Annotated in this window: 19 protein-coding genes and 2 tRNA genes; 7 read left to right on the top strand and 14 right to left on the bottom strand. The window is 63.4% G+C overall.

Annotation, left to right across the window (positions count from 1 at the left end; all coding sequences use genetic code 11):
* Positions 1 to 34: 34 nt before the first annotated feature.
* The 5 genes from WCZ84_RS01900 to rnr all read right to left on the bottom strand — a co-directional run bounded on the left by WCZ84_RS01900 (position 35) and on the right by rnr (position 5,276).
* Positions 35 to 110: transfer RNA gene (locus WCZ84_RS01900), tRNA-Val, on the bottom strand.
* 108 nt (positions 111 to 218) lie between these two features.
* Positions 219 to 500, bottom strand: coding sequence for an HU family DNA-binding protein (locus WCZ84_RS01895; RefSeq protein WP_372684560.1), 282 nt, complete (start codon positions 498 to 500; stop codon positions 219 to 221).
* Between the two features lie 218 nt (positions 501 to 718).
* Positions 719 to 1,966: a cystathionine gamma-synthase family protein gene (locus WCZ84_RS01890; protein WP_372684559.1), complete on the bottom strand. Its 1,248-nt coding sequence runs from the start codon at positions 1,964 to 1,966 to the stop codon at positions 719 to 721.
* A gap of 87 nt (positions 1,967 to 2,053) precedes the next feature.
* Complete coding sequence (gene rlmB, locus WCZ84_RS01885) at positions 2,054 to 2,812, bottom strand: 23S rRNA (guanosine(2251)-2'-O)-methyltransferase RlmB (RefSeq protein ID WP_372684558.1); 759 nt, start codon at positions 2,810 to 2,812, stop codon at positions 2,054 to 2,056.
* A gap of 28 nt (positions 2,813 to 2,840) precedes the next feature.
* The gene (gene rnr, locus WCZ84_RS01880; RefSeq protein WP_372684557.1) at positions 2,841 to 5,276 is read right to left on the bottom strand and encodes a ribonuclease R; all 2,436 of its coding nucleotides are present in this window, start codon (positions 5,274 to 5,276) and stop codon (positions 2,841 to 2,843) included.
* A gap of 102 nt (positions 5,277 to 5,378) precedes the next feature.
* On the opposite strand from rnr, the gene WCZ84_RS01875 reads away from it, so the two are divergent.
* A tRNA-Leu gene (locus WCZ84_RS01875) sits at positions 5,379 to 5,463 on the top strand.
* 87 nt (positions 5,464 to 5,550) lie between these two features.
* Here the strand turns inward: WCZ84_RS01875 and WCZ84_RS01870 are convergent.
* Positions 5,551 to 6,726 carry a mechanosensitive ion channel family protein gene (locus WCZ84_RS01870; RefSeq protein ID WP_372684556.1) on the bottom strand — a complete coding sequence of 392 codons (1,176 nt, stop codon included), beginning with the start codon at positions 6,724 to 6,726 and terminating at the stop codon, positions 5,551 to 5,553.
* Between the two features lie 148 nt (positions 6,727 to 6,874).
* Between WCZ84_RS01870 and WCZ84_RS01865 the strand changes: the two genes are divergently transcribed.
* Genes WCZ84_RS01865 through WCZ84_RS01845 form a run of 5 tightly spaced genes read left to right on the top strand, consistent with a single transcriptional unit; the run spans position 6,875 to position 11,077 of the window.
* Positions 6,875 to 7,915, top strand: a complete 1,041-nt coding sequence (locus WCZ84_RS01865; protein ID WP_372684555.1) for an energy transducer TonB — start codon at positions 6,875 to 6,877, stop codon at positions 7,913 to 7,915.
* Between the two features lie 12 nt (positions 7,916 to 7,927).
* Positions 7,928 to 8,830, top strand: a complete 903-nt coding sequence (locus WCZ84_RS01860; RefSeq protein WP_372684579.1) for a MotA/TolQ/ExbB proton channel family protein — start codon at positions 7,928 to 7,930, stop codon at positions 8,828 to 8,830.
* A 2-nt stretch (positions 8,831 to 8,832) separates the two neighbouring features.
* The gene (locus WCZ84_RS01855; protein WP_372684554.1) at positions 8,833 to 9,246 is read left to right on the top strand and encodes an ExbD/TolR family protein; all 414 of its coding nucleotides are present in this window, start codon (positions 8,833 to 8,835) and stop codon (positions 9,244 to 9,246) included.
* Positions 9,247 to 9,255: 9 nt separating this feature from the next.
* Positions 9,256 to 9,930 (top strand): response regulator, encoded by a 675-nt coding sequence (locus WCZ84_RS01850; RefSeq protein ID WP_372684553.1) that lies wholly within the window; start codon positions 9,256 to 9,258, stop codon positions 9,928 to 9,930.
* Positions 9,920 to 11,077 carry a sensor histidine kinase gene (locus WCZ84_RS01845; RefSeq protein WP_372684552.1) on the top strand — a complete coding sequence of 386 codons (1,158 nt, stop codon included), beginning with the start codon at positions 9,920 to 9,922 and terminating at the stop codon, positions 11,075 to 11,077. Before WCZ84_RS01850 ends, WCZ84_RS01845 begins: the two co-directional genes overlap by 11 nt.
* Here the strand turns inward: WCZ84_RS01845 and WCZ84_RS01840 are convergent.
* The 7 genes from WCZ84_RS01840 to WCZ84_RS01810 all read right to left on the bottom strand — a co-directional run bounded on the left by WCZ84_RS01840 (position 11,015) and on the right by WCZ84_RS01810 (position 17,477).
* The gene (locus tag WCZ84_RS01840; protein WP_372684551.1) at positions 11,015 to 11,410 is read right to left on the bottom strand and encodes a hypothetical protein; all 396 of its coding nucleotides are present in this window, start codon (positions 11,408 to 11,410) and stop codon (positions 11,015 to 11,017) included. The two genes, WCZ84_RS01845 and WCZ84_RS01840, sit on opposite strands and share 63 nt — an antisense overlap.
* Before the next feature lie 87 nt (positions 11,411 to 11,497).
* Entirely contained in the window at positions 11,498 to 11,818 is a 321-nt protein-coding gene (mnhG, locus tag WCZ84_RS01835) for a monovalent cation/H(+) antiporter subunit G (protein ID WP_372684550.1), read from the bottom strand.
* Positions 11,815 to 12,099, bottom strand: a complete 285-nt coding sequence (locus WCZ84_RS01830) for a K+/H+ antiporter subunit F (RefSeq protein ID WP_372684549.1) — start codon at positions 12,097 to 12,099, stop codon at positions 11,815 to 11,817. Before WCZ84_RS01830 ends, mnhG begins: the two co-directional genes overlap by 4 nt.
* Positions 12,096 to 12,584 carry a Na+/H+ antiporter subunit E gene (locus WCZ84_RS01825; protein WP_372684548.1) on the bottom strand — a complete coding sequence of 163 codons (489 nt, stop codon included), beginning with the start codon at positions 12,582 to 12,584 and terminating at the stop codon, positions 12,096 to 12,098. Before WCZ84_RS01825 ends, WCZ84_RS01830 begins: the two co-directional genes overlap by 4 nt.
* Entirely contained in the window at positions 12,581 to 14,242 is a 1,662-nt protein-coding gene (locus WCZ84_RS01820) for a monovalent cation/H+ antiporter subunit D (protein WP_372684547.1), read from the bottom strand. The genes WCZ84_RS01825 and WCZ84_RS01820 overlap by 4 nt, the downstream gene beginning before the upstream one ends.
* Positions 14,239 to 14,580, bottom strand: a complete 342-nt coding sequence (locus WCZ84_RS01815; RefSeq protein WP_372684546.1) for a Na+/H+ antiporter subunit C — start codon at positions 14,578 to 14,580, stop codon at positions 14,239 to 14,241. Before WCZ84_RS01815 ends, WCZ84_RS01820 begins: the two co-directional genes overlap by 4 nt.
* 2 nt (positions 14,581 to 14,582) lie before the next feature.
* Positions 14,583 to 17,477, bottom strand: a complete 2,895-nt coding sequence (locus tag WCZ84_RS01810) for a monovalent cation/H+ antiporter subunit A (protein ID WP_372684545.1) — start codon at positions 17,475 to 17,477, stop codon at positions 14,583 to 14,585.
* A gap of 190 nt (positions 17,478 to 17,667) precedes the next feature.
* Between WCZ84_RS01810 and hemN the strand changes: the two genes are divergently transcribed.
* Positions 17,668 to 19,095, top strand: a complete 1,428-nt coding sequence (gene hemN, locus WCZ84_RS01805; protein WP_372684544.1) for an oxygen-independent coproporphyrinogen III oxidase — start codon at positions 17,668 to 17,670, stop codon at positions 19,093 to 19,095.
* Here the strand turns inward: hemN and WCZ84_RS01800 are convergent.
* Positions 19,077 to 19,484, bottom strand: a complete 408-nt coding sequence (locus WCZ84_RS01800) for a YbaN family protein (protein ID WP_372684543.1) — start codon at positions 19,482 to 19,484, stop codon at positions 19,077 to 19,079. The genes hemN and WCZ84_RS01800 overlap by 19 nt on opposite strands.
* Between the last annotated feature and the right edge of the window lie 93 nt (positions 19,485 to 19,577).

The following is a 19,577-nucleotide window of genomic DNA, read 5'->3' as shown; positions in this document are numbered from 1 at the left end:
GCAAAAACGCCGGCCGGCAGGAGGCCCGTGGGTATGGTGGGTGCTGACGGGTTCGAACCGCCGACCTACGCCTTGTAAGGGCGCCGCTCTACCAACTGAGCTAAGCACCCCAGGGCCGCTTCGGGCGCGAGCCAGATGCAAGAGCGGTATTGTAGCGTGTAATTGAAAAAGCCACCATTTGGGTGGCCGTATGGGCAGGCGACAGCGCTTGCAGGTGTTTATTTTTTGGCGTTCACGGTGTCCTTGAGCGCCTTGCCTGGGCGGAACTTGGGCACGAAAGCTTTCTTGATTTTGATTTCTTTCCCCGTTTGCGGATTGCGCCCGGTGCGTGCTGCTCTTTCGGTCACTGCGAAAGTGCCGAACCCGACCAAGGTGACCGAATCTTTTTTCTTGAGGGTGGCTTTGACGGTATCGATGAAAGCTTCAAGGGCACGCCCGGCGTCTGCCTTGGAGAGGTCGGTCTTGGATGAAATGCTTTCGATCAGCTCGGTCTTGTTCATTGACGGATTACCCCTGTGATTTGTTTTGCCCTGGCAACGCGGACTGCCAGAGGTTTGATGAATGATGCTGCCATGCGCCAGAATACGCGATTCGCCCCACGTGGACAAGCGCCCTGGCTAAGGCGTATTAGGCCTATGAATGGCGAGGGTGTCAAGAAAAAAATCCTTGAAACCCGCATGTTTTCTGAACTTCACGAAAAAACCGAGGGATTGTCGGGTTAACCCTGCCAGGGGGTTTCGGCCAGCGCATTGCGAAAGTCATCGATCAGATCCTTTTCGTCTTCGATCCCGACCGAGATGCGCAGAAAGCCATCCGGAATACCCATGAGGGCGCGTCGCTCGGGCCCCATCTCGTAGTAGATCGTATGCGCGGCGGGCAGCACCAGGCTGCGGTTGTCGCCCAGATGGGTGGCCAGGGCCACCACGTGCAACCGGTTCAGGCAGTCGAACACGTCGACGGAGTCGTGTAGTTCGACCCCCAGCAAGCCGCCGAAACGGTGATCGAACCACTGCCGCGCCCGCTCGTGTTGTGGATGGCTGGGCAGGCCGGGGTAATGGACCCGCTGGACCTTGGGGTGCTGCTCCAGAAAGCGCGCCAGGGCCAGTGCGTTGCTGCAGATACGGTCCATGCGCAAAGCCAGGGTTTCCGCGCCGGCCGCAATGCGGTGAGCCATGTCCGAGGACAGGGTGGCACCCATGTCGCGCAGGCCTTTTTTCTTGATTTGTAGCAGACCCCAGCCATGCGAGTCGCCCTTGCGATACGCATCGTGGATATGGGGATAGTCCTTCCAATCGTACAGGCCTGTTTGGGTGATCGCCCCGCCCAGCGCGTTGCCATGTCCGCCAATGTGCTTTGACAGTGAGTTGATCACCAGCGACGCCTGGAAGCGTCGGCCTGTGGCCAGCCACGGTGAAGACAGGGTGCTGTCGACCACGTACACCAGTTTGTGGGCAGTGCAGAACCGGCCGATCTCCTCCAGGTCGGCCACCTGGGTACCTGGATTGGCGATGGTTTCGACGAACACCATGCGCGTGTTCGGCCGCAGTGCGGCCTTGACCTGCGACGCATCGGTGGCATCCACCAGGGTGACGTCGACCCCGAAGTTTTCCAGAGTCATCAGCAGGCTGTTGGTATTGCCGAAAATGTACTGGCTGGAAATCAGGTGATCGCCGCTGCGCAGCAGGGTCAGAAATGTGGCCGCCAGCGCAGCCATGCCGGTCGCGAAGGTGACCGTGTTCAGGCCGTCTTCCATCTCTGTGATTTTGGCTTCCAGGGAGGCCGTGGTGGGCGTGCCCTGGCGGGCGTAGGTATAGCCGGACTTGCCCTGGAAAACCGCGGCCAGCTCGTGAGCATCGGCGTAGGCGTATTCGGTGGAAGGATGGATGGGCTGATGGATTTCGCCGTGCTGCAGGTGCGCGCGGTGATCGTGGTGGACCAGTTGGGTGGTGAAGCCAGGCTTGCTCATGGGGGGATGGATGGATCGGTGACAGGATAGCGGCGCAGGCCCGTCGGCTGCCGCCGGATTAATGTGTGGAATGTGCAATCGGTATGATTATCCGCCTTTTGTCGGGCTTCTTTGGCGCACGGTTTCATATAAGCATATGGCACTGGCCACGCTGACATTCAGGCTCTCGACGGCACCCAGCATGGGAATATGCACCAGCTCGTCGCAGGTCTCGCGCGTCAGGCGGCGCATGCCGTGCCCTTCGGAGCCCATCACCCAGGCGAGCGGGCGCTTTGCGTCGACCTGGTGCAGGCTGCCCGGCGCGCTGTCATCGGTGCCGATCAGCCAGATATCCCGATCGCGCAGTGCCCGCAGGGTGCGTGCCAGGTTGGTGACGGTCAGATAGGGGACCGTATCGGCTGCGCCACAGGCGACACGGTGCACGGTGGTGGTCAGGCCCACGGCACGGTCTTTGGGGGCGATGACGGCATGGACGCCCGCAGCGTCGGCGGTGCGCAGGCATGCCCCCAGATTATGCGGATCCGATACGCCATCCAGGACCAGCAGGAATGCCGCTTCGTCCCGATCTTCCAGTGGATCCAGCACATCATCGATGGTGACGGCCAGTGGCCGCGGCTGCGCCAATGCCACGACGCCCTGATGCCTCGCGCCACCCGCCAGGCCATCGAGGCGCTGTACGTCCACGGCACGCCAGGTGACGCCCGCCGCATCCAACTGCTGCTGGCAGCGCTGCATGCGTGCGTCGTGGCGCGACGCGTCCATGAATACTTCGCGCAGGGTATCAGGTGCATGGCGCAGGCGCGCCTGCAGAGCGTGGAAACCGACGAGGATGTGTTGAGATGACATGTTCGGGCCTGCTGCCGCCATGGGCGGTTCAACTGCGCTGTTTTCGGGTCGCCGCACGCTCGTCCTGCTTGACCTGGGCGCGGCGTTGCCGGGCCGTGGTCCCACGCAGCGCCGCGGGCTTGGCACCTGCCGCCTTTTTTCGTGGTCGTGCAGGGGGTACGGCCTCGGTCGGGCCATCGGATGGCAGCGCCTTGAGGTGTTCGCTGCGGACCAGACGGAAATCGATGCGCCTGGCCTCGAGGTCGACCCGCGAGATCTGTACCTGCATGGCGTCGCCCAGGCGATACCGGAAGCCGCTGCGTTCACCGCGCAATTCATTCAGGGCTTCGTTGTACTGGTAGTAGTCGCCCCCCAGTTCGGAAATGTGCACCAGCCCGTCCACGTACAGCGTGTCCAGCGTGACGAAGACGCCGAAGCTGGTGACCCCGCTGATGCGTCCGCTGAAAACTTCGCCGACGTGCTCGCGGGCGAACCAGCATTTGAGCCAGGCCTCGACGTCTTGAGAGGCCTCGTCGGCACGGCGCTCGCGAGCCGACAGCACATCGCCCAGCGCTTCCCAGGCTTCTTGTTCGCGCAGCCGGGCGGGCTGCGTGGGATCGGGAGAAAATCCAGGCAGAATGGGCGGATGGTATGGCTTCCTGTTCAGGATGCCGCGCAGGGTGCGGTGCACGAGGAGATCGGGGTAGCGTCGTATCGGCGAGGTGAAATGGGTGTAGCGATCATAGGCCAGGCCAAAGTGCCCGGTTTGCTCCGGGCTGTAGAGGGCCTGCTGCATGGATCGCAGACAGAGGGTTTGGATGACGTCGAAGTCGGGTCGTGCGCGGCTTTGCTGGATGAGCCGGGCGTAGTCGGCCGTGCGCGGCTCGTCGCCGCCCTCGAGCGTGAGCCCCAACAGCCGCAGGTGCTCACGCAGCGCCTGCAGTTTTTCTGGCGTGGGGCCTTCGTGGATGCGAAACAGCGCCCGCGCTTTGTTGCGCACGATGAAGTCGGCAGCGCACGTGTTGGCGGCCAGCATGCATTCTTCGATCAGCCGATGGGCATCATTGCGTACGGCGGGCTCGATGCGTTCGATCCGGCCTAGCGGGGTGCTGATGATCCGGGTTTCGACCGTTTCGAAATCGATGGCCCCACGCTTGCGGCGCGCTTGCTGAAACGCCTGAAAGAGCGCATATGCGGTTTGCACGTGTGGCAGCAGGTCACCCAGGCTCTGCGCGGAGGGCCCGTCTGGCTGCTGGAGCGCGGCCCAGATGTCTTCGTAGGTCGTGCGGGCCCTGGAGCGGATCACGGCTTCATAGAATTGATAGGCAATCACGGTGCCAGCGCGCGCGCCTTCTGCTGGAACGGTCATGTCACAGACCATCACCAGCCGGTCGACTGCCGGGTTGAGCGAGCAGATGCCGTTGGAGAGCGCTTCGGGCAGCATGGGAATCACCCGCCGCGGAAAGTACACGCTGGTGCCGCGCTCTAGGGCATCGTCATCGAGCGCACTGCGATCGCGCACATAGTGGCTGACGTCGGCGATGGCGACCAGCAGCCGCCAGCCCGGACGGGCCCGCTTGCCCGTCCCCAGGTCGGCGTCGGTGCAAAAAATCGCATCGTCGAAATCGCGCGCGTCTTCGCCGTCGATCGTCAGGAATGGCTGGTCGCGCAGGTCGATGCGCCCCGCCAGCTCGCGCTCCTGGACTGAATCGGGCACCCGGGCGACCTCGGCCAGGGTCTCGGGCGAGAATTCGTGGGGAACACCGAACTTGCGCACGGCAATTTCGATTTCCATGCCGGGATCGTCGATTTCACCCAGGACCTCGATGACCCGCCCCTGAGCCTGCACGTGGCTGGCGGGCTGGCGCAGAATCTGCACCGTGACCACTTGCCCCGGCTCGGCGCCGGCTGTGTCCTGAGGGCTGATGAGTATGTCGTGCTTGATCCGCTGGTCTTCGGGGGCGACCACGTAGGCGCCGCGTTCTTTGAGGAAACGGCCCACCAGCTTGAGTGTGCGCCGTTCGAGCACTTCGACGATGGCGCCTTCCGGCCGACCGCGGTATTCACCGTGGTCCTTGGCCCGCACGCGGTCGCCATGCAGCACCTTGCTCATTTCGTGAGGCGACAGGAACAGATCCGGGCTGCCATCATCCGGTATCAGAAAGCCGAAGCCATCGCGATGGCCTTGCACCACACCGGTGATGAACTGCGTATTCTTGCAGATCTGCAGGCGACCCTGGGTGTTGAAGCGCAGTTGACCGTCGCGTTCCATGGCCTTGATACGCCGGATGAAGCCGATAGAGGGTGGCAGACTGGCCTGGGCGGCTTCAGCCAGGGCGTCGAGTGTCATGGCTTTGCCGGCCTGTCGCAGAAACTGCAGGATCTGCTCTCGGGTGGGAACGGTTGGATCGTAGTCTGCCGCCAGATCGGCGGTGGGTTCTGGGCAAGCGGAAGGGTTATTGTCGTTGTTGTTACGCTTTTTCAAAGGGTGTTTGCATCCAAAAAAATAGTGATGTATAGTTTCGCATTCGCTCGAGGTCAGGGTCACCCGGCTTCGGCAAAAGCAATAGCATACACGTTATGCAGTGCCCAGGTGGCGGAATTGGTAGACGCGCATGGTTCAGGTCCATGTGCCGCAAGGTGTGGAGGTTCGAGTCCTCTCCTGGGCACCACGTATTCATGGTTTCCGTTCATATGGCGACGGAAATCAATAAAATCAAGTCTCTTCAGCATCGTCTCCCCAAAGCCCAAAATTCAGTTCAGCGAGCCGTACGCGGATCTGGCGGCACCGAGGCTGCGATCATAGGTTGTGCCGGGCCCGGCATAAAAGCGCCTTCAAGGCCTTCGGGGGGTTGGCTCTGTGCGCCGGCGTGCAGGTATACGCTGCTGACGGGCAGCAACAGGGTACAGCCATGCGCCAGGGCGATGTCGGCCAGCGCCAGCATCAACGTTTCTTTCGCCTTCATGAACTCGGCAAAAGGCACGAACGCGCCTGCGGGCTCGGTCTGCACCCAGGCATAGAGCAACAGCTTCAGCGCGCCGTCTCCGAAATGATCGAATCGGAAGACGAAATATTTCAGGTTGCTGCATTCGCTCAGATAACGGTTGCCTTCCTGGATGATATCGCGCACCTTGTCATAGTCCTCGTAGCGCAAGAGGATGTGCTCATTGATCATGCGGTGGCTCAGCCGCGAGTGGTTCACCATGTTGGAAGAATTGAACAGCGAATTGGGCACATAGAGGGGCTTGCCGTCCCAGCCCAGCACCCGGGTGGCGCGCCAGCCGATGTTCTGCACGGTGCCCGCCAGGTTGGTGCCCGGAAAGATGATGTCTTCGCCGATCTTGAAGATGCGGCTGGCATAAATGGTCAGGCCGCCCAGCAGGTTGGCGACCAGCGTCTGGGCCGCAAAGCCCGCGGCGATGCCCGCGGCACCGCCGAATGCCAGCAGACTGGCCAGGGGCACATTCAGCTGCTGCAGGATCGAGATCGACGCAAAAATGAGTATGAAAGCCCAGGCCATCTTGTTCAGTGCGTCGATGGCGGTTTCATCGGTTTCCTGGTTGCGGTGACGGATGTAGAACAAGTAGTTCTGCTTGGCTTTTTCGGCAAGGCGCAGTAAAAACCAGACCAGGATGATGATGGCCAGTATGCCCAGGGCAGGGCTGACGAAGTGGTCGGCCAGCGGCTGCGTCCCCCTGGGCATCATTTTCTGGCGTATCAGGGCCAGGCTGGTGAGCCAGACCGCCGTGCGCAAGGGGGCGTCGATTGAATCCACCAGCGCATGCCGCCAGACATGGCGGCCGGGCTGCAGGCGGCGTAAGCGCCACGCCAGGAGCCAATGGATGCCCCGGTTCACGGCCAGGGTGATCAACACGGTGACCACGGGGAAGATCCATAGCTCTTTTTCAAGAAACTGGCTCAGTTCCTGTTCCATGGGGTCCTCTCGGGCAGGGTATGGTTTTCAGGCAGGGACATAAGGTGTTGGGACGTTAGCACGATGGTCGTCCTCTTGCCAAAGCTGAATTGAGAACGGTTATCATTCCTGCTAATATCCACATTTTCCTTGCTGTCTCTGCCATTTCATGTACAGGGCTGTGTTCTCTTCCCGCTATGGCCTCAAGACCCTGGCGGCCATACTGGCGCTGGGGCTGCATGCCCTGGTCATGGCCATGGTGTTGCAGGCGCCCGTGAGCGAAGTCGCGCAAGGCAAGCCCGAGGGGTTGGATGTCCAGTTCGTCGAACTGGGCCCCGCACAGGATGTGGAGGCCGAGGCGGGCGACGCCCGGCCGGCGGAAGTCATTCCCGAGCCCGATCTGCCTTTGGAGTCGACGGAACCTGTATTCGAACCCGCGCCGTTGCCCGAACCTGAGCCCGTAGTAGAACCCGAACCCGTCCCGGAACCGGAGCCCGTGGTGGAACCCGAACCCATTCCGGAACCCGAACCGGTGGTGGAGCCCGAACCGATCCCCGAACCGGAGCCCGTGGTGGAACCGGAGCCGATCCCCGAACCTGAGCCCGTGGTGGAACCGGAGCCGATTCCCGAGCCGATCCCCGAGCCTGAGCCCGAGGCGCCAGTCGTGGAGCCTCCCCCTGAACCAAAACCCGTACCCGAAGTCGAGCCGCCGCCCAAGCCCAAACCGGTCGTCGAACCCAAGCCTGCGCCCAAGCCCAAACCCAAACCAGTGGCCAAGCCCAAACCTACCCCTAAACCCAAGCCACCGGCGCCTGCACGGCCGAAGCCCGCAGCGCCTGCGCCGGCTGCGGCGAAGGATACGGCGGACCGCGGGGGGGCCCGCGAGGCGCGTCCCGTGCAAGGCGCCTCGCAGCCGATCGACCCGGATCGCGCGCGGGTCGTGGGCCAGGTGGATTATCTGGGCAAGCGGCCGACGCCCGCTTATCCGCGAATATCCCAGCGCCGGGGCGAGCAGGGGCGCGTCGTGCTGAGGGTGTTGATTTCTCCGCAGGGGCGTGTGGCGGACGTGAAGGTGAGCCGGTCGTCCGGACACAGCCGCCTGGATGAGGCCGCGATGAAGGTGATCCATCAGGCCCGTTTCAAGCCTTATACCGAAAATGGCATTGCCTATAAGGCAATTGTCGACATTCCTTTTGATTTTGTCTTGTAGGACATGAACATGATGCTGGACATGATGCAGGCAGCAGTCTTGATGGTGGCCCAGGTGGCCGATCCGCAGGTCGCAGCGCCCGTGGCTGAAAATCTCGCGACAACGGCACCGCAGCTGGCGCCGCTGGCGGAGGCGTCTGCGGACATGTCGCTTGTGCAGCCAGGCGTGGCCGTGACGGGGCAGGGGGTGATGCACTTCATCGGCCAAAGTGATGCCGTGGGGAAATCACTGTTCGTCTTCCTGTTGCTCATGTCGCTGGCCAGCTGGTATCTGATCCTGGCCAAGGGCTTCACTCATCTGCGCATTCGGCGTCGCTCGGAGAAGTTTCTGCAGGAATTCTGGTCGGCCAGTTCGCTGGAGCAGGTGGAGAACGAGATCGCCACGCACGGGGCGGAAGAGCCCTTCGCCCATTTGGCCAGCCATGCCATCCACGCGCAGAAGCACCACGTCAAGTATGGCGCACTCAAGCTGGAGGAAAGTGGTTCAACGGCCGCTTTTGTCACACGCATCATCCGCAAGGTGATCGACGAGGAGACGGCGCGCCTCGAAAATGGCCTGACCGTTCTGGCATCGGTGGGATCCACGGCGCCATTCGTGGGGCTGTTCGGCACCGTGTGGGGTGTCTATCATGCGCTGCTCAGCATTGGCATGTCGGATGGCGTGACCATCAACCGGATCGCCGGGCCGGTGGGCGAGGCGCTCATCATGACGGGCCTGGGCCTGGCCGTGGCGATTCCGGCAGTGCTGGCGTACAACGCGTTCGTTCGCATCAATCGGGTCTATCTGGCCCGGCTGGATGCTTTTGCGCACGACTTGTTCACGTTCCTGACTACCGGCCAGCCGGTGGGTGATGGGGATCACGATCGGCGGGCCCACGCGCGCCACATCAATCTGGCCAGCACGCGGGGAGGGTGACCATGGCGTTTGGCAGTTTCGATTCGGGTCGCTCGAGTTCGACTATGTCCGAGATCAACATGGTGCCCTTGATCGACGTCATGCTGGTGCTGCTGGTGATTTTCATCATCACGGCCCCGTTGCTCAGTCACTCCATCCGCATCAATATCCCGCAGGTCTCGGCCCAGCCCCTGGAGCAGAAGCCGGTGGTGGTGGACCTGGCCGTCGATGCAACCGGCGCGTTGTTCTGGAATGAGCAGCCCATCGCCGAAGAAGATCTGGTGGCACGCTTCGCCGTCGAGGCCCGCATCGAGCCCCAGCCCGAGGTGCGCATCCGCGCCGATACGGAGACGCGCTATGGCCTGCTGGCCCGGATCATGGGTGCGGCTCGGCAGGCGGGCATGAAACGCTTGGGGTTCGTGACGACACCAGACTAGAATCTCGACATGAGAGTTCTGGTCATCGAAGACGACATCACGTTGGGCCATGCGCTGCAAGAGTTCCTTCTTGCCCAGGGACACGTGGCCGATTGGGTGCAGACGGGGCGGGGCGTGGTGGCGCGGGTGCTCGAGCAGGGTCATGACCTGCTGCTGCTCGACCTGAACCTGCCTGACGTGGGGGGGCAGCAAATCCTCCAAAGTTTGCGTCGGCAGGGGTATCAGGGCCAGATCCTGATACTGACGGCGAACGATGGTCTGGAAGACCGGGTGGCGGGGCTCGATGCCGGGGCCGACGACTACGTCACCAAGCCGTTCGAACTGGCCGAACTGGCGGCCCGCGTGCGTGTACTCGCGCGGCGCAGCCTGGGGCGCGCCGATACGCTGCTCGAGTGCGGTGCGCTGCAACTGGATACGGTTGGGCGTCAGGTCAGCGTAGGCGGCCGGCGCCTGACCCTGTCCGTGCGCGAGCTCTCCCTGCTCGAAATGCTCATGGCGCGGCCAGGCCAGGTGGTGACCAAGCAGCAGATGGTGCAATCGCTCTCGGCCCGCGATGCCGACTTCAGCGACAACGCGGTCGAGGTCTACGTCTATCGTCTGCGCAAGCACCTGGATGGTACGGGCGCCAGTATCCAGACAATCCGGGGGTTCGGCTACCTGCTGGATGCCGGCCATGCGGCCTGATGCCGGGCCAGAGGGGTTGTCCCGCCTGAATCCCCGCCGGTGGCTGCGTACCGACTCGCTGGTGGGGCGCCTGGTGCGCCGCCTGTTGCCCGCTTTGTTCATCCTGCTGATCATCGATCTGTTGGCGACCTGGTACATGACAGGCATCCTGCAGCCCGAGCCGTGGCAGTTGCGGGATTTGTTCTGGGCGATGTTGCTGCTTCAGGCGGTACTGATCTTTCTGTTCGTCTGGGTGCTGGTGTCCGGGGTGCGGGCGGAGCTCGCGTCGGTACGCAGGCTGGGTCATGAGATCCGGCAGCGCTCCGTGGACGACCTGCAACCCTTCGATGGCTCGGACCTGCCGGCGGAACTGGCCCCGCTGGTTCAGCATTTCAATGGCCTGTTGCTCAAGCTGGATGACTCCGTACAAGCGCAGCGGCGCTTCGTCGGCCAGGCGGCCCATCAGCTGCGCACACCTCTGGCAGGCCTGAAGCTGGAGTCCGAACTCATGCTCAGCCAGGATCTGGATGACGACGTGCGGGCTCGCGTGGTACGGATCAAGGCCGTCACCGATCGCATGATACGCATGGGGCAGCAATTGCTGGTGCTGGCGCGTGCCGATCACAGCATGCGGCCGCAAGACGCATTCGTGCGTCTGGACCTGTGCGAATGGATGCGCCAGGCGGGCTCGCGCTGGCTCGATGTCACCCGCGCGCAGGGGATTCGCCTGCAGCTGGAGGCGCCACCGGGTGCCGTGCTGGTGGATGCCGATCCATTGCTGCTGACGGAATTGCTGGGCAACCTGATCGACAATGCCCTGTGCGACGCCATGCCCATGCGTACCATCGTGCTCAGGGTGCTGGCCAACCCGCCCGCGTTTTCGGTCGAGGATGACGGGGTGGGCATCCCGGCGGGCGATCTGGGCCGAATCTTCGAGCCGTTTTACCGGCCGTCTGGCGCCCATCCGGGCGGCTCGGGGCTGGGGCTGGCCATCGTGCGCGAGATCGCGCACGCCCACGGGGCCTGGGTGAAAGCCAGCAGCCGGCCAGAATTTCCGGGCACGCGCGTCGTGGTGGTGTTTCCTGGGCCGCGCCGGGGCGCCAGCCTACGAGCCGGTGGCCGGCACCGGGATGGTCATGCGACGCAGGATGCCCCCCGACTCGACTGACCCAAGGGTTTCGATATCGCCATTGCGCATGAGGCGCAGGCATTCGTCGCGGGCGCTGCCCGTATATGCATCGCAACGGCTGGTCAGATTGCGCTCGCGCGTGTTGGCGGCGGGGTCGGACAAGGTGTTGTCGCGGCTGGCCTTTGCGGCTGCCGCCGCTTCTTTCAGGCAGGCCTCGAGATCGATGCCGGGTGTCGCATGGCATCGGGCGACTTCTTGTTGGTAGCTGTTCTGGGCTTCTTGCGCCTGCGCGGCTGGCATCAGCAGGGCCAGGCAGGACGACACGATGCAAAGCAGCAGCAGCGAAGGTGTCTGACGGATCGTATGGAGCATGGCATGTTCTCTTGAAAGCTGGGCAGGCGGCAAAAGGCTTGCCCTGGTGCAAGGATCAGTATAACGGGCCGCGGGGCAACTTGTTTGTCACGAATCTTTTCCTGATCGGCTGCGCCGCTGTCGGGCGCTTTGCATCAGCAGGATGGCGGTGACTGGCGAGGTCAGGATCAGGAACAGGCTGATCAGCCATTCGTGGAATATCGGCCGGTGCTGCAGGAGACTGGCCATGATGGTGGCCGAGAGCGCTACACAGAATGCTCCCAGGGTCATGCCCATGGTGGGTGCGTGCATACGTTCCCGGAAGGTGCGCAGGCGCAGCAGGCCCAGGGACCCGACGAGGGTGACCAAGCCCGCTACGATCAGCAGCGCCGACACGAGCAGGGCAGCCCAGATGGGAAGTGCGTTCATGGCTCGATCACCTCGCCGCGCAAAAGGAATTTCGCCAGGGCGGCGGATCCGACGAAGCCGAACAGCGCGATCAGCAGGGCGACGTCGAAATAGAGCCCGGCCTCGAAGCGCAGGCCGAGCACGAGCAGGATCAGCATGCTATTGATATACATGGTGTCCAGTGCCAGAATACGGTCTTCGGCACTGGGTCCGCGCATCAGGCGGATCGCAGCGCAGGCCAGGCCCAGCGTGAAACACAGCAGGGCGAAGGCAGCCCCCCAATACAGCAAAAACGCGCTCATTCGAATATCTCCATCAGCGGCCCCTCGTAACGGTCCTGGATGATCCGGGTCAGACCGGCCGGATCGTGCAGGTCCAGAACGTGCAGGGTCAGAACGTTTGATTCGGGATCGTGGCCCGACCACACGGTGCCGGGCGTGAACGTCACAATGCACGCCAGCGCGGCCAGGCCATGGGGGTCGTGCAGGCGCAATGGAATGTCGAGAAATCCCGGGCAGGCCAGCGAGCGTTGGCCATGCAGGATGCGCAGGCCGACTTCCCAGTTCGATCGCGCAATATCGATGGCGACCTGGACGATCAGGCGCATGGCCAGGAACGGCCGCGCGGGGTGGGCGCGTACGGGTCGCAGAATGGGCGCGAGCAGGCTGAGCGTGAGGGCAATCGCCAGGCCCAGCGCAATCTGCCCACGCGACAGGCTGTCGTTGAGTACCAGCCATAGAGTGAGCAGCAGACCCGCCAGAAAAAAGGTGCCCGGCCAGCGTTTCATGGCGACCCCCCCAGACGGCTGGATGATGGCAGGCTGGCCGGCTTGGTGTCCCGCAGGCCGGTGTCCAGCACCGCGTGCGTGTAGCGGATGGGTTCGTTGAGATACCAGGCCGTGTCCTCGAGGTATTCGAGGACCGAGCCGGCGCGTACGGTCAACACCATGGTGGCCGTTATGAGCACCAGGATGGGCACGGCCTCGTTCAGGCGCAACGCGGGTATGTGCAACTCTTCCGGAATCCAGAACAGCCGGATACCGCTGCGTGCGAAGGCGAACAGGCAGGCCATGCCCGAACCCAGCACGACGGCCACCAGCAGCCATACATTGACGTCGGGCGCGCCGAATTCAGCCGTGCGCAACGCGGCCGACAGCAGCGAGAATTTGGCCACGAATCCAGACAGCGGCGGCAGGCCGACCACGATCAGGGCGCAGGCGAAGAAGCTCAGACCCAGGAAGGCCATGGTGGCGGGGAACGGCACCCCGACGACTTGTTCGGACAGGCTGGCCTCTTCGGGTTCGTCGGTTTCAAAGGCCTCCTGGGTGATGGCCAGCATGTCGGCCCCGAACGACTGGCTGCGTTCGGTGAGCTCGAGCAGCAGGAACAGTGCGCCCAGCCCCAGCACGGAACTGAGCAGGTAATACAGGGCTGGGCCTGTCAGAGTGGCACCGGGCATGCCCAGAGCCGCGAACAAAGTTCCCGACGAGGTGATCACGGCGTAGGCTGCAATACGCCTGGCCTGCGTGCTGGCCAGCATGCCCAAGGTGCCGAAGAGCAGGGTGGCGATGCCGGCTGGGAACATCCATGCGCCGCCGAATGCCGCGGGCGCGTCCGCCGGCAGCAGCAGTGATCCGATGCGCAGCAGGGCGTAGATGCCCACTTTGGTCATGATGGCGAACAGGGCTGCCACGGGCGCGCAGGCTTCGACATAGGCATTGGGAAGCCAGAAGTTCAGTGGCCAGGCGGCTGCCTTGATCAGGAATGCCACCCCCAAGATGGCCGCTGCACTGTCGAACAATTGCCGGTCCGCCTGGTTCAGTCGCTGTACCTGCACAGCCAGGTCGGCCAGATTCAGGGTGCCCGTCAGGCCGTAGATCATTGCAATGGCGATCAGCAGCAGAAAGGAGGCGATCAGGTTGACGGCGATGTAATGCAGTGCGGCTCCGATGCGCTGCTTGCCCGAGCCGTGCAACATCAGGCCGTAGGACGCGGTCAGCAGGATTTCGAAAAACACGAATAGGTTGAATAGGTCGCCCGCCAGGAAGGCGCCATTGAGCCCCATTATCTGCAGCAGGAACAAGGGATGGAAGTGTCGGCCGGCGCGGTCCCAGCGTGCCGTTGCGTATACCCACGCGCAGGTGCCCAGCACCGCCGCCAGCCCCAGCATCAGGGCTGAGAGCCGGTCTGCGACCAGCACGATGCCAAAGGGTGCCGGCCAATTGCCCAGCAGATAGACGCCCACCCCGTCGGGCCAGGCCGGGCGGCCGATGCCTTGCGTGGCCCGGACCAGGGCCAGGGCCACCAGCACCTGCAGGCCCAGTGAGACGGCGCCCAATGCGACCCGCACAGGGCGCTGATTGTCGCGCGTCAGCAGCATGAGCGCGGCCGTCAGCAGGGGGATCAGCACCGGCAGGGCCGGCAGATGCTCGAACCATAGGTTCATGGCTGGTGTTCCTCGCCATCGACGTGGTCCGTATGGCTCATGCCGCGCGAGGCGAGCAGCACCACCAGAAAGAGCGCCGTCGTTGCAAAGCCGATGACGATGGCGGTCAGTACCAATGCCTGGGGCAGCGGATCCGCGTACAAGGCGGGATCCGCCCATTCAGGGTCGATCACTGGCGGCGCATCAAGCCGCAGTCGCCCCATGGCGAAAATGAACAGGTTGACGGCATAAGCCATGAGCACCAGCCCCATGATGAACTGGAATGTGCGCGGACGCAGCAGCAGCCAGACCCCCGAGCCGGCCAGTACGCCGATGGCCAATGCCAGTATCCATTCCATGTTCAGCTCCCCGCTTCCGTTTCAGCCAATTGACGGTAAAAGCGCAGTGATTGGTGGGCCAGGGCAATGATCATCAGGACAGTGGCGCCGACGACCAGCATGTAGACCCCCAGATCGAAGAGCAGTACGCTGGACAGATGGGCGGTGCCGATCCAGGGCAGGTGCAGGTCGAGGCCGAAGGCGGCCAGCAGCGGCTGGCCCGCCCACCAGGCGGCCATGGCGGTCAGGCCGGCCAGCAGCAGGCCCAGTGCGATCCATGCCTGTGGCCGGATCAGGGGCCGCGCTTCGACCCAGAGAATGCCGCCGACCATATATTGCAGGATGATCCCCGTGGCCATGATCAGGCCGCCGACGAATCCCCCCCCGGGGAGGTTGTGGCCGCGGAACAGGAAATACAGCGAGATCATCGTGGTGACGGGCAGCAGCAGACGCACCAGCACCGCTGGAATACGCATCAGGCCGTACGGTAACGGCGCGAGGATGTCGGGCTCTTCGAAGCGCACTGTCTCGGCATTCCAGTTGCGGTGGCGCAACGGCGCCGCAATGGTCTCGGCGGGCGGCCTGAACCGGCGCAGCAGGGCGTATACACTGAGGGCGACGATGCCTACGACCGTAATTTCGCCAAATGTATCGAAGGCGCGGAAATCGACCAGGATCACGTTGACCACGTTGGCGCCGCCCCCCAGGGGCCAGGCCTGCTCAACGAAATAGTGGGCGATGCTGTGCCGGGCCGCGGGGCGGGTCATCATGACCCAGGCCATCAGGGCCATGGCTGTGCCAGCCAGGGTGGCCACCGTGAAATCGCGGCGCCGGCGCCACAGGGTACGCTGGCGCGTGGGGCCGGGGAACTCTTCGATGCGCGGCGGCAGCCAGCGCAGCCCGAGCAGGATCAGAATCGTCGTGACCACTTCCACCGTCAGCTGCGTAAGCGCCAGGTCGGGGGCTGACAGCCAGGCGAAGGTGATGCAGGTGACCAGCCCCGCCGCACTCGCCAGCATCAAGGACGCGATCCGGTGATATTTGGCCTGGTACGCCGCCATGATGGCGCACGCGCTGCCGGCCAGCCACATCAGCGCAAACGACCATTGGGTCGGCGTGGACCGGGCATGCTGCGGCCACCAGGAGGACTGCATCAGGGGCAGCAGGGCCACCGTCAGCGTGCATAGAATCAGCAGCAGGACCTGGGGTTGCAGGCGCTGGGTCTGCAGCCACAGCATCAGGCGGGCGGCGCCGGCATCCAGAGCCTCGAGCCAGAGCTCGAAGCTTTGCCGGCCATCGAAGCGGTAGATGAAAGGCACTTGGCCCGGCCTGCGCCGGTCGTAGCCGCGCAGGGCGGCATAAATGAGGATGCCGCCGCCCGTGGCAATCAGGCTCATGAGCAGCGGCAGATTGACCCCATGCCACAGCTGCAGGTTGAATGCGGGGACCCGCTCGCCCAGCAAGGCCTGCATCACGAGCTCGAGCACGGGCTTGACGAACACCCCGGGTGCCATGCCGATGGCCAGGCAGAAAAACACCAGGATCGCGCAGGGGATGAGCATCATGCGATCTGGATCATGGGGGGTGTGGGGGAGATCGGTGGCCGGTGGGCCAAAGAACACCTGCAGGATGAAGCGCAGCGAATACGCCACGCTGAAGGCGCCGGCGATCACCGCCGCCGTGGCCAGGCCCCAGCGGGTGATCCAGTGCCCGGTGATGAACACGGTTTCCGCAAAAAACATTTCTTTGGATAGAAAACCGTTCAGCAACGGCACCCCGGCCATGGCGGCCGCCGAGACCATCGCCAGGGTGGCGGTCAGGGGCATGGCCTGGCGCAGGCCCGACAGGCGGGTCAGGTCGCGGGTGCCGGTTTCGTGATCCACGATGCCGGCCGCCATGAATAGCGAGGCCTTGAATGTGGCGTGATTGACGATGTGGAAGATGGCGGCCACCAGGGCCAGGCGGCTGTTCATCCCCAGCAGCAGTGTGATCAACCCCAGATGGCTGATGGTCGAGTAGGCCAGGACCCCTTTCATATCGCGCTGGAAGGTGGCCGCGTAGGCCCCCAGCAGCAGCGAGCACAGCCCTGCGCCGCCGATGATCCAGGTCCACCAGTCCGTACCGGAAAAAATCGGCCAGAAGCGCGCCAGCAGGAAGACCCCGGCCTTGACCATGGTGGCCGAGTGCAGATAGGCGGATACGGGCGTGGGGGCGGCCATGGCGTTCGGCAGCCAAAAATGGAAAGGAAACTGGGCGCTTTTGGTGAGGGCGCCCAGCGCCAGCAGCACGAGCAGTATCGGATACCAGCGGTGGTTGCGGATCAGTGGGGCGGCCGCCAGGACGGCATCCAGATCGTAGCTGCCGACGATATGGCCGATGATGAGCATGCTGGCCAGCAGGCAGAAACCACCGCTGCCGGTGATGAGCAGCGCCATGCGGGCGCCACGCCGGGCATCCATGCGATGTGACCAATAGCCGATCAGCATGAAGGACGACAGGCTGGTGAACTCCCAGAACACCAGCAGTTGGATGAGATTGCCCGACAGCACGATGCCCAGCATGGCGCCCATGAAGCTCAACAGGAACGCGAAGAAGCGTGGTACCGGATCGCGCGCCGACAGGTAATAATGGGCGTACAGGGCGATCAGCCCGCCCAGGGCCGAAATGATCACCACGAACAGCCATGCATAGCCATCCATGCGCAAGGTCAGGTCGACCCCCTGGATCGGGATCCATGGCAGACTGAGCTTGACCATGCCGTCGGCCGCGACGTCGGGGGTCAGGATCAGCGCCAGCAGCAGGCACAGCAGCGCGCTGCCCCCGGCGAGCCAGGCCCCGGCGCGCCTGGCGGTTGCCGGCAACAGGGCTGCACACAGGCCGCCGGCAAAAGGGATCGCCAGGATCAACGTCAGAAGCATGGTTCGGGTCGTATGCGCATGAAAGAGAAAGCACCAGGCGAATATGATACGCGAAGATGCCGTTTGATCTGAGTCAAGACTTGCGCCCATTCCTTCACGCAGTCGGGCGCGGATGCACGACAATGAGGCGTTTGGCGCACACGTCGGCCTTGGCGTGGGCGCGTTTGGTATTCGCCCGGGAACTTCAGCCATGTCGTCTCTACTTGCCACCGACTTTTCTGGCGCTTCGCTCGAAGCGTTCGCAGACCTGGAAATCTCCGAAACCCTGATTCGTCGCTTCGATCAGTCCGGGCCCCGGTACACGTCCTACCCGACGGCGGATCGTTTTCAGCAGAGCTACGAGGCCGAGCGCTACATTGAACACCTGGCCCAGCGGGCGGCGGCGCCGCGGGCCGTGCCCCTGTCCGTGTACGTGCACCTGCCATTCTGCGAATCCCTCTGCTATTTTTGCGCCTGCAACAAGATCATCACCCGGGATCACAGCCGCTCGGCCGAATATCTGCAGGTCTTGTTCCAGGAAATGGATCTGCTCGATCCCCACCTGGGTTCGCATCGGCAGGCCGTGCAGCTGCACCTGGGCGGAGGCACGCCCACCTTCCTGAGCGCAGCCGAGCTCGGCAGCCTCATGGATCACCTGCGCCGCCATTTCGATTTTTCCCCAGATGCGGAGCTGGGGGTCGAAATCGATCCACGCACGGTCACGCCGGATTCCCTGGCCATGCTGGCCGGGCTGGGTTTCAACCGCACCAGCTTCGGCGTGCAGGATTTCGACCCCGACGTGCAGGCGGCGGTCAACCGGATCCAGCCATACGACATGGTGCGCGTGGCCCTTCAGGCCAGCCGGGACAACGGTTTCCAGTCCATCAACGCCGATCTGATCTATGGCTTGCCCAAGCAGACCCTGGTCACCTTCGGGCGCACGCTCGACCAGCTGATCGAGCTCTCGCCCGATCGCATCGCACTGTACAACTATGCGCATCTGCCCGATCGCTTCAAATCACAGCGGCTCATTCGCGCCGAAGATCTGCCGTCGGCCGACACCCGCCTGCAGATCTTTCTGATGTCGGTCAGGCGGTTGCTCGATGCGGGGTATGTCTACATTGGGCTGGATCATTTCGCCAAGCCGGACGACGAACTGAACCGCGCCCGGCTCAACCTGGGGCTGCACCGAAATTTCCAGGGCTATACGACTCGCGCCGAATGTGATTTGGTCGGTTTCGGGATTTCGGCCATCGGCAAGGTCGGCAACGCTTACGTGCAGAATCATCACTCTCTGAATGCCTACACAGACCGGGTCACTCAGGGTCTGCTGCCCACCGCCAAGGGCTTCGACCTGAGTCCGGAAGATGCCTTGCGCCGCGCGGTCATCATGGCCATCATGTGCAGTATGCCGATCGATTTTGCGCACTTCGAGCGCACGCATGGCGTATCCTTTACCAAGCACTTCGCGGCCGAACTGCAGCAGCTCCAGCCCCAGGTGCAGTCGGGCCTGCTGGTGGTCGATGACCAGGGCCTGCGGATCCTGCCCAAGGGGCGCGTGTTCGTGCGGGCCCTGGCCATGGTGTTCGATCAGTACGTGCGTCGGCCGCGCGTAGCGACCTATTCACGGTTGATCTGATCGTGATGGGGGGTGGGCTGGCGGGGTGTGGCCGCCCGGGTGGGCAGGCGCCATAAATAGATGCTGACGCCGATGCCCGGTATCAGCAGTAGCCAGCGGGCCCATGCCACTGGCATGATCCAGGCGGACACGGCCAATGATGGCCACATCAGCGCCAGGGCGATGCATTTACTTTGCAGGGGGATTCCGCGCCCCTCCTGGAAGTCGCGGATATACGGACCGAGGACAGGATGGGACATCAGCCAGGCATGCATGCGAGCAGAGCCGCGCAAATAACAGAAGGCGGCCAGCAGAAGAAAGGGGGTCGTGGGCAGCAAGGGCAGGAAAATCCCCAGGAAACCCAGGCCCAGGGCCACCGACCCGAGGGTGGTGTACAGAAAGCGGATCATGATTCGGACGATTCTAGCAAGTCCGCGGCGTCTATCGCCCAAAGGACCGCGGAAGAGCGCAAGCGCGAGAAACGGATTGCCGCTTTTCTTGCC

Source organism: Castellaniella sp. (genome assembly GCF_041675725.1).
In the GTDB taxonomy this organism is placed as follows: domain Bacteria; phylum Pseudomonadota; class Gammaproteobacteria; order Burkholderiales; family Burkholderiaceae_B; genus Castellaniella.
This window is presented reverse-complemented; position numbering and strand designations above follow the sequence as displayed.